The organism is Streptomyces sp. NPDC007157 (assembly GCF_040634235.1).
GTDB lineage: Bacteria > Actinomycetota > Actinomycetes > Streptomycetales > Streptomycetaceae > Streptomyces.
Genome location: NZ_JBEYFE010000051.1, coordinates 17,237 through 29,995, shown reverse-complemented (window position 1 = coordinate 29,995; position 12,759 = coordinate 17,237). Strand labels below are relative to the sequence as shown.

Below are 12,759 nucleotides of genomic sequence, written 5' to 3'. Positions count from 1 at the left end.
CGACCCGTGTCGCCCCCGCCCCGCGGCGCCGCCGCGGGCGGGCGCCCCCCGCCCCCGGGCGGCGCCCCCCCCCCCCCCCCCCCACGGCCCTCACGGCCCACCACCACCCGCTGTCGTCCCACGAAGGTCCTCATGTTGCCCGCCGCTCCCGAGCAGGCCCCGCCGTCCCGTGCCCCGCGTCCGTCCCGTCCGGAGTCGAAGGGAGGCACCCGGCACCGGACCCCGAGCGGTTTCTTCGATCCCGCCCAGCTCGTCCGCTCCGTCCCCGACGCGCTGCGCAAACTGCATCCGCGGGACCTGGTCAGGAACCCGGTCCTGTTCGTGGTCTCGGTGGGAGCCGCCCTGACCACCCTGTCCGCACTGCTGCACCCGGCCGTCTTCACCTGGGTGATCAGCTTCTGGCTGTGGCTGACCGTGGTCTTCGCCAACCTGGCCGAGGCGGTCGCCGAGGGCCGCGGCAAGGCCCAGGCCGCGTCCCTGCGCAAGGCCCGTACCGACACGGTGGCGCTGCGGCTCCTCGACTGGCGCTACGGCACGGACGTGGGCACCGCCCGCACCGAGGCGGTCGCCGCGACCGACCTGAAGCCGCTGGACTTCGTGGTCGTGGCGGCCGGCGAGCTGATCCCGGCGGACGGCGATGTCGTCGACGGGGTCGCGGCGGTGGACGAGTCGGCGGTGACGGGCGAGTCGGCGCCGGTGATCCGCGAGTCGGGCGGTGACCGCAGCGGGGTCACGGGCGGTACGACCGTCCTGTCGGACCGGATCGTCGTCCGGGTCAGCGCGCGGCCCGGGCACAGCTTCCTGGACCGGATGATCGCCCTGGTCGAGGGCGCCTCCCGGCAGAAGACGCCGAACGAGATCGCCCTGAACATCCTCCTCGCCTCACTCACGATCATCTTCCTGCTGGTCGTGGTCACCCTCCAGCCGATGGCCGAGTACGCGGACGCGGCCCAGTCGACGACCGTCCTGGTCGCGCTCCTCATCACCCTCATCCCGACGACGATCGGGGCGCTGCTGTCCGCGATCGGCATCGCGGGCATGGACCGGCTGGTGCAGCGCAACGTCCTCGCCATGTCGGGGCGGGCGGTGGAGGCGGCCGGTGACGTGGGCACGCTCCTGCTGGACAAGACCGGCACCATCACCCTGGGCAACCGCGAGGCCGTCGCCTTCGTACCGCTGCCCGGTGTGGACGAACCGCAGCTCGCGGACGCGGCCCAGCTGTCCTCGCTGGCCGACGAGACGCCCGAGGGCCGCTCCGTCGTCGTCCTCGCGAAGAGGCTGCACGGACTGCGCGCTCCCGCCCGGGACGAGTTGGCGAACGGCCGCTGGGTCGCCTTCAGCGCGCAGACCCGGATGAGCGGCGTCGACCTGCGCTGGGACAACGGCGCGGTCTGCTCGATCCGCAAGGGCGCGGCCCAGCAGGTGATCGCCTGGGTGACGATGTACGGCGGTCATGTCCCGCCCGAGGCACGGATGTTCGCCGACTCGGTGGCCGCGTCCGGCGGTACCCCGCTGCTGGTGGCGGTGCACGACTGGGACGGCCCGCGGGTGCTCGGCCTGATCCATCTCAAGGACGTCGTCAAGGACGGCATCCGGCAGCGGTTCGCCGAGCTGCACCGGATGGGCATCCGCACGGTCATGATCACCGGGGACAACCCGGTCACCGCCCGCGCGATCGCCGAGGAGGCGGGCGTCGACGACTTCCTCGCCGAGGCCACGCCCGAGGACAAGCTCGCCCTGATCAAGAAGGAGCAGGCGGGCGGCAAGCTGGTCGCGATGACCGGCGACGGCACCAACGACGCGCCCGCGCTGGCCCAGGCGGACGTCGGCGTGGCGATGAACACGGGAACGTCGGCCGCCAAGGAGGCCGGCAACATGGTCGACCTCGACTCCAACCCGACCAAGCTCATCGAGATCGTCGAGATCGGCAAGCAACTCCTCATCACCCGGGGTGCGTTGACCACGTTCTCCATCACCAACGACGTGGCGAAGTACTTCGCGATCATCCCGGCGATGTTCGCGGGCGCGTACCCCGGCCTGAAGTCCCTCAACGTGATGGGCCTGCACAGTCCCACCTCCGCGATCACCTCGGCGATCATCTTCAACGCGCTGATCATCGTGGCGCTGATCCCGCTCGCCCTGCGGGGAGTCCGCTACACGCCCTCGTCGGCGCACGACCTGCTGCGCCGCAACCTGCTGCTGTACGGGCTCGGCGGGCTGGTGCTGCCGTTCGCGGGCATCAAGCTGATCGACCTTCTGATCTCGGCGGTGCCCGGCCTCGGCTGAGCCGCGCCCGTCCGGCCGAAGGGACCGCCGGAGAACCGCCCGTCCGGCCGAACGGACCGCCGGAGAAGCGTAGGCGCACGTCAGAGGCCCGTCAGAGAACGGCACTTCGGCTTGTCCGGGGTCTGCGGAACCGCTTGCATGGAACCCGTGAACAGCGCCTGGCTCCTCTTCGACCGGCCGCCGAGTACCGCTCGGCCGTCCCGTCGTCTGCCGCGCTGCCCGGAAGCCCTCGCGTCCCGCTGACGCGGCTTCCGTGCCCACGGGGCGCCGGCCCTCGCCCTCTCGCCAAGGGACCTGACCCGGTCCGGCGCCCCTCTTTCCTTCCTTGCACAAGGTGGTCACCGAGCACCCGCACCTGGACGTCCTCGTCAACAACGCGGGCATCGCCTCGCCCGAGCGGCACACGGTGACCGCCGACGGCAACGAGGACGACGCCCCTGCCCCCCATTGCCGTCCCTCGGGGCGCTGCCCCGCAACGCCGGACAAGGTGGAGTGAAGAACCCCTGATCGAGCTCGCCCCCTCGCACCTCGCCCTGACGACCCGTTGGCTGCCCGCCGGGACCCCCGGTCCCGCCGCCGTCGGCGAGCACATCGCGGCCACCGGCATCGGCCGGTGGTGGGCCGACCGCTCCGCGCATCCGCGCGCGATCGCCGCGTCGTGCGCCGGACACGTCGTCCTGCGCGGGGCCGCGGACGCACTGACACCCGAGGCCCTGGCACCGCTGGCCGGCACCCGGATCGACGCTCCCGCCAGCTTCCTGCCCGCACTCGGCGCCGCCTTCGGGCGGCTCACTCCCTGGGAGCGGATGATCTGGACCCGCCAGGCCGAACCGCAGGCCGCCCGGGTCCCGGCGGGCGTGACGGTACGGCGCCTGGATCCGGCCGACACGGACGCCGTGCTGGCCCTCGGCCCGGACGCCTCCTGGCTCTCCGCCAGCTGGGGCGGACCGCGGGGCCTGGCCGCCTCCGGGCACGCCTGGGCGGCGGTGAGCCGCACCGGCCGGGTCCTGGCGGTAGCCTGCACCTACTTCCGCGGCACCCGCTTCGAGGACCTCGCCGTCTACACGGTCCGCGACCGCCGACGCCATCACCTCGCCCTGGCCTGCGTCACGTTCCTGTGCGCCGACATCGCCGCGCGCGGTCACGTCGCCACCTGGAACTGCTCGGTCCACAACCGTGCCAGCCGTCTGCTGGCCTGGACCGCTGGGTTCCGCCTGGTCCGCGAGTATGTGTACTACGCGGTCGGCAGCCCGGTCGTACGCGAACGGCCGAGCGCGTGAGAGAGCACGGCAGGGCGTCGTACGGGATAACGCTCGGTGTCCGGTCCCCGGCACCCGCCCGCCGTCCCCCGTACAGCCGAACGCCTCGTCGCGGCCTTCGTGGCACCCATTCTTGATGCTCCGACACCCCCTGCCAGGCGATTCTTAACGCAAGCTTGACGCCTGAGGCCCGCTGATCCGTGGGCCCACGCGTCACTCTCTGCTTACGCTGGTGCCGCCGTCCGCGTGATGGCCGGAATCGAACTGCCCCGCATTCACCGCGCCGGACACCAGGAGCCCGACCGATGGCCACGACCGAACACCCCCCTCCCAGTCGCCTGCGCGCCTGGATGCTGGAGGGGCTGTCCGACATGGGCAAGAGCGGCGGCCACACCGGGCCCCACGCACAGCCGGAGGCCGCGCACAAGGGCCAGCGCTGGTGGCGGGTGATGTGCCTGACCGGTGTGGACTACTTCTCGACCCTCGGTTACCAGCCCGGCATCGCGGCCCTGGCGGCCGGACTGCTGTCGCCGATCGCGACCATCGTGCTGGTCATCGTCACCCTGGCCGGCGCGCTGCCGGTCTACCGGCGTGTCGCCGCGGAGAGCCCGCACGGCGAGGGCTCCATCGCCATGCTGGAGCGGCTGCTGTCCTTCTGGCAGGGCAAGCTCTTCGTGCTCACCCTGCTGGGCTTCGCCGCCACCGACTTCCTCATCACCATCACCCTGTCGGCCGCCGACGCCTCCACCCACCTGGTCGAGAACCCGCATCTGACCGCCGCCCTGCAGGGCAAGCAGCTGATCATCACGCTGATCCTGGTGGCGCTGCTGGGCGCGGTCTTCCTCAAGGGCTTCCTGGAGGCCATCGGCGTCGCGGTCGCCCTCGTCGGCATCTACCTCGCGCTGAACGTCGTCGTCGTGATCGTCGGCATCTACCACGTCATCACCGCCGAGCACGTCATCACCGACTGGACCAGCGCCCTCACCACGGAACACGGCAACGTCTTCGTCATGATCGGCGTGGCCCTGATCGTCTTCCCCAAACTGGCGCTGGGCCTGTCCGGCTTCGAGACCGGCGTCGCCGTCATGCCGCACGTCCAGGGCGACCCGGGCGACACCGAGGAGCGGCCCACCGGCCGGATCCGGGACACCAGGAAGCTGCTCACCACGGCCGCCCTGATCATGAGCTGCTTCCTGATCGCGACCAGCTTCATCACCACGCTGCTGATCCCGGAGCAGGAGTTCAAGTCCGGCGGCGACGCCAACGGCCGTGCGCTGGCCTATCTGGCACACGAGTACCTCGGCAACGCCTTCGGCACCGTGTACGACGTCTCGACCATCTGCATCCTGTGGTTCGCCGGCGCCTCCGCGATGGCCGGCCTGCTCAACCTGATGCCGCGCTATCTGCCCCGCTACGGCATGGCCCCGCACTGGGCGCGCGCGGTGCGCCCGATGGTCATCGTCTTCACCCTGATCGCCTTCCTGGTCACCTGGATCTTCGACGCCGACGTGGACGCGCAGGGCGGCGCCTACGCCACCGGTGTGCTGGTCCTGATCAGCTCCGCCGCCGTCGCGGTGACCATCGCCGCCCACAAGGCCGGGCAGCGCAAGTGGACGATCGGGTTCGGGGTCATCTCGGCGGTGTTCCTCTACACGACCGTCGTGAACGTCATCGAGCGGCCCGACGGTGTGAAGATCGGTGCCTGCTTCATCGTCGGCATCATCCTCGTCTCGCTGCTCTCCCGCCTCGCCCGTGCCTTCGAACTGCGCGTGACGAGCGTGAGCCTCGACCCGATGGCGGAACGGTTCATCCGGGACATGGCGAGCCGCAGGATGCGCTTCATCGCCAATGAGCCGGACCGGCGCGACAAGGCCGAGTACCGCGACAAGATCGAGCAGATCCGGGCCGACAACGACATGCCCGAGCAGGAGGACTTCGTCTTCGTCGAGGTCACGGTCACCGACCCCTCCGAGTTCGAGGCGGGCCTGACCGTGCGCGGCGAGGTGCTGCACAACCGCTACCGCGTCCTGACCCTGGAGTCGGCCTCCATCCCCAACGCCCTGGCCGCGCTGCTGCTGCACGTCCGTGACGACACCGGCTGCATCCCGCACATCTACTTCGAGTGGACCGAGGGCAACCCGTTCGCCAACTTCCTGCGCTTCTTCCTCTTCGGCCAGGGCGAGGTCGCCCCGGTCACCCGGGAGGTACTGCGTGAGGCGGAGCCGGACCGCTCCCGCCGGCCGCGCGTCCACACGGGCTGACCGCCTGCGCCGAAACGACCCGGTCGTAAGAATCCCGTCAATAACCGCTCGGTCCGCATAAGAACCCCGTCAGCCGCCGTCCCCGAGCCGCCACCGGCGCCTACCGTCGGCCTCATGGAGGACAGAGCACGCAGGGACCGGGCAGCCGGCGACCGCACCTGGCGCGGCAGCGCACGCCTGGCCGTCGGCTGTGCCCTCGGCTTCGGCGGCCTGACGCTCGTGGTGGACTGGGACGCCGGCACCCTCACCCCGGTCCGCGTCCTGCTCTGGCTCACCCTGTCGACGGCCATCCTCGTCATGCTGCTGCCGGCCCGGGTCACGGCGGGCCCCGGCTGGCTGGCCGTCCGCGGGCCGCTGCGCCGGCGTACCGTCCGCACCGACTCCCTCGTCTCCGTCAGCCAGTACGGCGACGTCTCCGCCCATCTGGTGCTCCGTGACACCGCCGGCAACCGGCTGGAGCTCGACCCGAACGTCCTGCACGCGAATCCGCTGCTCTGGCACGAACTGGACACCGGCGTCCGCCACTCCCTGGCCCGCGGCACCCTGCGCCGGGGCACCGAGGTGCTCACCCAGCTCGGCCACCAGATCGACGACACGAACGCGCGCGCGGTCCTCAAGGCATCCGGCCTGACCTGACCAGCACCGGGCGCGGCTGCATCGCGACGGCGGCGGCGCGCAGCGGGAACTGGGGGACAACTGGTCCGCGGACCCCGCCGACCGGCCCTATCGTGACCCCATGCAGTCCTACACGATCGGCCAGGCGGCGCGGCTGCTCGGCGTCAGCCCGGACACCGCCCGCCGCTGGGCCGACGCCGGCCGGGTGACCACCCATCGCGACGAGGGCGGCCGGCGGCTCATCGACGGCAAGGACCTCGCCGCCTTCTCCGTCGAACTGGCCAGGGCCGGCACCGTCGAGGAGGACGCCTCCTACACCTCGGTCCGCAACGCCTTCCCCGGCATCGTCACCGCGATCAAGCTCGGCGACGTCGCCGCCCAGGTCGAGATCCAGGCCGGCCCGCACCGCCTGGTCTCCCTGCTGACCCGCGAGGCCGTCGAGGAACTGGGCCTGGAGGTGGGCATGGAGGCCACCGCCCGGGTGAAGTCGACGAACGTGCACATCGACCGCGTCTGACCCCGTCACCGGCGACCCCGACCGAGAACCTCACCGGCGACCGCCGGCCGACACCGCTCCCGGCACCCCCGGCAGACACCGCTCCCGACGACCCCGGCCGACACCGCTCCCGGCACCCCCGACCGATGGCCGTACCGGCCCCCTGCCGACGCGGTCACCGGCACATCAGTGCCGCCCACAGGTCCAGCCGGTCGCTCAGCCGGGACAGGTCGCGCCCCGTGAAGTGCTCCACCCGCTGCATCCGGTAGTGCACGGTGTTGACGTGCAGGTGCAGCGCCTCGGCGGTCCGCGCCCAGGAGCCGTCGCAGGCCAGGAAGGTCTCCAGGGTGCTCAACAGCACGGCGGAGGCGGCGCGTTCGCCGGTGCGCAGCGGGCCGAGGACGGTCCGGCTGTAGGCCGCGCGGACATCGGAAGGCACGCCGGTGAGCAGCGCGGCGAGGCTGGTGAGCGCGGTGGCGTCGACGAGAGCCGAGGCGTCGGGGGCGGTGCCGCGGGCCGAGGTGAACGCGTACCGTGCCTGCGCCAGGGCCCCGGCGAGGGCGTCGGGCCCGCCGGCCGCCGCCCCGGTCCCGCCGTGCAGCGGTAGGCCGGGCTCGCAGTCGGCGACCGACGCCCAGACCTCGGCCGGCACGTCCGCCGCGGTGGGCAGCACCGCGAAGGCGAGCCCCTCCGGCAGCCGCCCCACCGCCGCTCCGGGCGCCACCTGCCCGGCGACCTCCGCCAGCGCCCCTTCGGCGAGCCCGGGCCGCCGCGCCCCGGTGTCGGCGACGAACACACGGTAGGGCCCGTCGGCGGGCAGCCCGCACCTGCGTACGGCGGCCGGCAGTGCCCCCTCCGCCGCTCCCGGCGCGGTGAGCAGCGCGCCCAGTTCGTCGGCGGCCTGGCGCTCGGCGGCCCGGCGCCGGACCCCGGCCTCCTGGCAACGCCCCAGCGCGGCGGCCACCTCGTGCAGCATCCCGGCCGGCGCGCCGTCCGGGTCCGGCAGATACAGCAGCCAGCGCTCGTACGGCGAGACGCTGTCGGCGGCCACGGACACGGTCACCCCGCGCCCGTCCGCGACCAGCGCCGCCGCCTCCCGCGCGGGGACGGCCACCGCACCCGCCGTGGCCGTGACGGTCCGCCCGGACGGCGTGAACACATAGACGGCGATCCCGTCCAGATGCGCGAAGGCCGCCGCGAGGACGTCCCCGGGTCCGGCCTCCTGCGCGAGCAGCCGGCTCAGCCGCACCCGCGCGTTCTCCGGCAGCGCCTGCCGACGGCTCAGCTCGCCCCACTGCCGCAGGTACACGGTGTCCGTGATCGCCCGGAACATGATGTGCGCCGGCACCCCCGCGACCGGGACGCCGTGCCGTACGCACGCCTCCACCAGTTCCTCGGGCACGCCCCCGTGGGTCTCCTCGCCCGCGAACAGCGCGGCGGCCCCGGCCTCCTTGAGGCCCGACACGAAGCGCTCCGCCCTGCCCGGCGCCCACCACACCAGCCCGCTGAGCACCACCTCGCCGGGCCGCACGAAGCGCGCCGGGTCCTCCAGGTCCGTCACGGTGACCCCGCTGATCTCGCGCGCCAGCAGCGCGTCCTGCGCCCACAGCGGGCGCAGCCCGAGGGAGACGTCCGTCAGGAGGTGTTCGACGTGCATGTGCTCAGACTCCTCGCGCCAAACTCGCATTCACCAGGTGAGTGCGAGTTACGGCATCGTAAATGCAAGTCTCTCCGCAGGGAACGCCTCTTGGTGGATCATCCAGGACCGGCCCCGCCCGGCTCGGTTTTTCCGTGCCCGGCACCAGTCGTGCGGGGCCTCGGCGCGTTGCTTCACTGTCCGGCATGGACCTGAACACGGTGGTGGAGATCCGCGACGCCCGGGACCCGGCCCCCTGGCGCCCCGGCGACGCCTGGCTGGGCGGCGGGACGTACCTCTTCTCCGAAGCCCAGCCGCGCCTGCGCCGCCTGGTCGATCTGAGCCGCACCGGCTGGCAGCCCGTCACCGTCGCCCCGGACGGCGCCCTGGAGATCGCCGCCACCTGCACCATCGCCCAGCTGTCGCGATGCGCGGCCACACTGACGACGAGGGCCGCCCCCCTGTTCGAGCAGTGCTGCCGGGCCTTCCTGGCCTCCTTCAAGATCTGGAACATGGCCACGGTCGGCGGCAACCTCTGCAACGCCCTCCCGGCCGGCCCGATGATCTCGCTCACGGCCGCCCTCGACGGACAGTGCCTGCTGATCGCCCAGGACGGCGGGCGACGGCAGGTCCCCGTCACCGCCTTCGTGACCGGCGCGGGCCGCAAGGACCTGGCCGAGGGCGAACTGCTGCGCTCGGTCACGCTGCCCGCCCGGACCCTGGCCTGCCGTACGGCGTTCCGGCAGGCCTCCCTCTACGGCCTGGGCCGCTCCGGCGTCCTGGTGATCGGCGCCCTCGACCCCGTCGACGGCTCCTTCGCCCTCACGGTCACCGCGTCGACCGTGCGCCCGGTGCGGCTCTGGTTCCCGCTCCCGCCGACCGCCGCGCCCCTGCGGGCGGCGATCGCATCCGCCGTCGCCGACGACGAGTGGTTCGACGACATCCATGGCCTGCCCGAGTGGCGACGGCACATGACGTTCCGGCTGGCGGAGGAGATCCGCCGTGAACTGGAGGAGCGATGAGGATCGAGGTCAACGGCCGGTCCCACGACGTGGAGCCACGCCCCGGCCAGTGTCTGCGCACCTATCTGCGCGACCGCGGCTGGTTCGGGGTGAAGAAGGGCTGCGACGCCGGCGACTGCGGCGCCTGTACCGTCCACGTCGACGGCGAGCCGGTGCACAGCTGCCTCTACCCGGCCTTCCGGGCGGACGGCCGCACGGTCACCACCGTCGAGGGCCTGGCCTCCCCCGAGGGCGAACTGCACCCCGTGCAGCAGAAGTTCCTGGACGCCCAGGGCTTCCAGTGCGGCTTCTGCACGGCGGGCTTCCTGATGACGACCGCCGCCCTGTCCGACGACCAACTCACCGACCTCCCGCGGGCGTTCAAGGGCAACCTGTGCCGCTGCACCGGATACCGGGCCATCGAGGACGCCGTACGCGGGGTCAGGCACGTCGAGGAGCCGTCTCCCGGCGAGTCCGTCGGACGCAATCTGCCCGCCCCGGCCGGACCGCAGGTCGTCACCGGCACCGCCCGCTACACCTTCGACATCGAGGTGCCGGGCCTGCTCCACATGAAGCTGCTGCGCTCCCCGCACGCCCACGCCAGGATCACGGCGATCGACACCTCGGCCGCGCTGCGCGTGCCGGGCGTCCACGCGGTCCTCACCCACCACGACGCCCCGGAGCGGCACTACTCCACCGCCCGCCACGAGCACCCCGAGGAGGACCCGGACGACACCCGCCTCCTCGACGACACGGTCCGCTACATCGGCCAGCGGGTGGCGGCGGTCGTCGCCGACAGCGAGGCGGCCGCGGAGGAGGGCTGCCGCCGGGTCGAGGTCACCTACGACGTCCTGCCCGCCGTCCTGGACCCGGAGGAGGCGATGCGCCCCGGCGCCCCCGTGGTCCACGACAAGGACCCGTCCGCCGCCCGTATCTCCCGTCCGCAGGCGAACGTCGTCGGCGAGGCGCACGGCGAGATCGGGGACGTCGAGGCCGGGTTCGCCGAGGCCGACGTCGTCTACGAGGACACCTTCCGCACCCAGCGGGTGCAGCACGCCAGCCTGGAGACGCACGGCGCCGTCGCCTGGATCGACGACGACGGCCGCCTCACCGTCCGCACCAGTTCCCAGACCCCGTTCCTCACCCGCCGCGCCCTGTGCGCCCTCTACGACCTGCCCCCGGACCAGGTCAGGGTGGTCGCGGGCCGGGTCGGCGGCGGTTTCGGCGGCAAGCAGGAGATGCTGGTCGAGGACATCGTGGCGCTGGCCGTCCTGCGGCTGCGCCGTCCGGTGAAGCTGGAGTACACCCGCGCCGAGCAGTTCTACGGCGCGACCACCCGGCACCCCTTCACCGTCCATGTGAAGGCCGGCGCCGGCCGCGACGGCCTGCTGACCGCACTCCAGCTGCGGGTGGTCTCCAACACCGGCGCGTACGGCAACCACGGCCCGGCGGTGATGTTCCACAGCGTCGGCGAGTCGACGGCGATGTACCGGGCCCCGCACAAGAAGGTCGACGCCTACTCCGTCTACACCCACACCGTCCCGGCGGGCGCCTTCCGCGGCTACGGCCTGGGCCAGGTCCTGTTCGCCGTGGAGTCCGCCCTCGACGAGCTGGCCCGCCGACTGGGCCTGGACCCCGTCGACTTCAAGGCGCGCAACATCATCGGCCCGGGCGACGCGATGCTCACCCCCGGCGGCCACGAGGAGGACCTGCACATCGCGAGCTACGGGCTCGACCAGTGCGTGTCCATCGTGCGGCGGGCGAAGGCGCAGCCCGTCCCGGCACAGGTCCCGGAAGGCTGGCTGGTCGGCGAGGGCACGGCGCTCGCGATGATCGCGACCGGCCCGCCGGGCGGCCATATCGCCGACGCCAAGGCCGCCGTACTTGCCGACGGCAGCTTCGATCTGGCCGTCGGCACGGCCGAGTTCGGCAACGGCACCACGACCGTGCACCGACAGATCGCGGCCGGCGAACTGGCCACCACCGTCGACCGGATCACGATCCGCCAGTCCGACACGGATGTCGTACGGCACGACACGGGCGCGTTCGCCTCCACCGGCACCGTGGTCGCGGGCAAGGCCACCCTGCGGGCCGCCCGTGCCCTGGCCGACCTGCTCCTGGACTTCGCCGCGGCCCAGTTGCGCGTCCCGCGCGCCGCCTGCCGGCTCGCCCAGGAGGCCGTCCTGCACCCAGGCGGCCGGCTCCCTCTCAAGGAGCTGTACGTCGCCGCCCGCGCGGTCGGCGTCGAACTCACCGCCGACGGCCACTTCGACGGCACCCCGCGCTCGGTCGCCTTCAACGCGCAGTGGTTCCGGGTGGCCGTCGACCCCGGGACGGGCGAGATCCGCATCCTGCGCAGCGTGCACGCGGCCGACGCCGGCAAGGTGATGAACCCGATGCAGTGCAGGGGCCAGGTGGAGGGCGGGGTGGCACAGGCGCTCGGCGCCACGCTCTTCGAGAACGTACGGCTGGACGCGCGCGGCGCGGTCGAGACGGCGGCTTTCCGCCGCTACCGGCTCCCGCAGTACGCGGACATCCCGCGGACCGAGGTGCACTTCATGGAGACCGCCGACGCCATCGGCCCGCTGGGCGCCAAGTCGATGAGCGAGAGCCCGTTCAACCCGGTCGCCCCGGCGCTTGCCAACGCGCTGCGGGACGCGACCGGTGTGCGGTTCACGGAGCTGCCGCTGACGCGTGACCGGGTGTGGCGGGCGCTGGACGCCAGCCGCCGTACGCCCCGTCCACCCGGATCGCCGTGATGCCGCTGATGTGCCGGGCCCCGCAGCGGTCCTGCGGCAGGACCAGTTGGGGGCCCGCCAGGTCCAGCGGGGTGCCGTCGATCCCGACGGCGAGCAGCACGGGGGCGTGGGCGAAATCCGGGTCGATCTCCGCCCAGGAGAGCAGCGCGTGGTGCCCGTCGGCGCCGCTGACCGCGATGAGGAACCGCAGGCGGTCCTTGCGCCGGGCGGGGTCGAAACCCGGGCCCGCGTCGCTGAGGACGTCGTACAGCAGGGGTCCGGTGAAGCCGTGGCGCTGCACGCCGCTGGTGGCGCAGTCGAAGCTGACCCGCACCCGGTGCTGGGGCCAGCGCAGGAGGTCGGACACGGTGAGCCGGGCCGGCCGTGCCAGGTCCCCGGTGAGGTCGAGTTCGGCGAGCGTCATGTGCGGCCTCCTCCCGGATGACGGTACCCGCGGCACACCTCCG

General features: G+C 72.9%; 9 protein-coding genes and 1 pseudogene. 8 read left to right on the top strand and 2 right to left on the bottom strand.

Going from position 1 to position 12,759, the window contains the following annotated elements; translation table 11 throughout:
• Positions 1-132: 132 nt before the first annotated feature.
• From kdpB to ABZ642_RS45275, 6 genes and pseudogenes are all read left to right on the top strand, one after another.
• Positions 133-2,286 (top strand): potassium-transporting ATPase subunit KdpB, encoded by a 2,154-nt coding sequence (gene kdpB / locus ABZ642_RS45300; protein ID WP_360497249.1) that lies wholly within the window; start codon positions 133-135, stop codon positions 2,284-2,286.
• Between the two features lie 331 nt (positions 2,287-2,617).
• Positions 2,618-2,713: pseudogene (locus ABZ642_RS45295) on the top strand (short-chain dehydrogenase); the annotation flags it as partial.
• 10 nt (positions 2,714-2,723) lie between these two features.
• On the top strand, positions 2,724-3,566 hold the full coding sequence (locus tag ABZ642_RS45290) for a GNAT family N-acetyltransferase (RefSeq protein ID WP_360497255.1): 843 nt from the start codon (positions 2,724-2,726) through the stop codon (positions 3,564-3,566).
• Positions 3,567-3,850: 284 nt separating this feature from the next.
• Complete coding sequence (locus tag ABZ642_RS45285; RefSeq protein WP_360497246.1) at positions 3,851-5,806, top strand: amino acid transporter; 1,956 nt, start codon at positions 3,851-3,853, stop codon at positions 5,804-5,806.
• A 114-nt stretch (positions 5,807-5,920) separates the two neighbouring features.
• Complete coding sequence (locus ABZ642_RS45280) at positions 5,921-6,442, top strand: hypothetical protein (RefSeq protein WP_360497243.1); 522 nt, start codon at positions 5,921-5,923, stop codon at positions 6,440-6,442.
• 100 nt (positions 6,443-6,542) lie between these two features.
• On the top strand, positions 6,543-6,938 hold the full coding sequence (locus tag ABZ642_RS45275) for a helix-turn-helix transcriptional regulator (protein WP_351734167.1): 396 nt from the start codon (positions 6,543-6,545) through the stop codon (positions 6,936-6,938).
• Positions 6,939-7,092: 154 nt separating this feature from the next.
• Here ABZ642_RS45275 and ABZ642_RS45270 read toward each other — a convergent pair whose 3' ends face one another.
• Entirely contained in the window at positions 7,093-8,574 is a 1,482-nt protein-coding gene (locus ABZ642_RS45270) for a PucR family transcriptional regulator (protein ID WP_360497240.1), read from the bottom strand.
• A gap of 185 nt (positions 8,575-8,759) precedes the next feature.
• Here ABZ642_RS45270 and ABZ642_RS45265 point away from each other — a divergent pair, with 185 nt between their 5' ends.
• Positions 8,760-9,575, top strand: coding sequence for an FAD binding domain-containing protein (locus ABZ642_RS45265; protein WP_360497237.1), 816 nt, complete (start codon positions 8,760-8,762; stop codon positions 9,573-9,575).
• On the top strand, positions 9,572-12,313 hold the full coding sequence (locus tag ABZ642_RS45260; RefSeq protein WP_360497234.1) for a molybdopterin-dependent oxidoreductase: 2,742 nt from the start codon (positions 9,572-9,574) through the stop codon (positions 12,311-12,313). Before ABZ642_RS45265 ends, ABZ642_RS45260 begins: the two co-directional genes overlap by 4 nt.
• Here ABZ642_RS45260 and ABZ642_RS45255 read toward each other — a convergent pair.
• A complete protein-coding gene (locus tag ABZ642_RS45255; protein WP_360497231.1) occupies positions 12,228-12,716 on the bottom strand; it encodes a molybdopterin-dependent oxidoreductase in 489 nt (162 codons plus the stop codon). The genes ABZ642_RS45260 and ABZ642_RS45255 overlap by 86 nt on opposite strands.
• Between the last annotated feature and the right edge of the window lie 43 nt (positions 12,717-12,759).

Coding starts and splice junctions, on each gene's coding strand:
- ABZ642_RS45260 (WP_360497234.1), top strand. CDS start 9,572: ATGAGGATCGAGGTCAACGGCCGGTCCCACGACGTGGAGCCACGCCCC.
- kdpB (WP_360497249.1), top strand. CDS start 133: ATGTTGCCCGCCGCTCCCGAGCAGGCCCCGCCGTCCCGTGCCCCGCGT.
- ABZ642_RS45275 (WP_351734167.1), top strand. CDS start 6,543: ATGCAGTCCTACACGATCGGCCAGGCGGCGCGGCTGCTCGGCGTCAGC.
- ABZ642_RS45265 (WP_360497237.1), top strand. CDS start 8,760: ATGGACCTGAACACGGTGGTGGAGATCCGCGACGCCCGGGACCCGGCC.
- ABZ642_RS45280 (WP_360497243.1), top strand. CDS start 5,921: ATGGAGGACAGAGCACGCAGGGACCGGGCAGCCGGCGACCGCACCTGG.
- ABZ642_RS45285 (WP_360497246.1), top strand. CDS start 3,851: ATGGCCACGACCGAACACCCCCCTCCCAGTCGCCTGCGCGCCTGGATG.
- ABZ642_RS45255 (WP_360497231.1), bottom strand. CDS start 12,716: ATGACGCTCGCCGAACTCGACCTCACCGGGGACCTGGCACGGCCGGCC.
- ABZ642_RS45270 (WP_360497240.1), bottom strand. CDS start 8,574: ATGCACGTCGAACACCTCCTGACGGACGTCTCCCTCGGGCTGCGCCCG.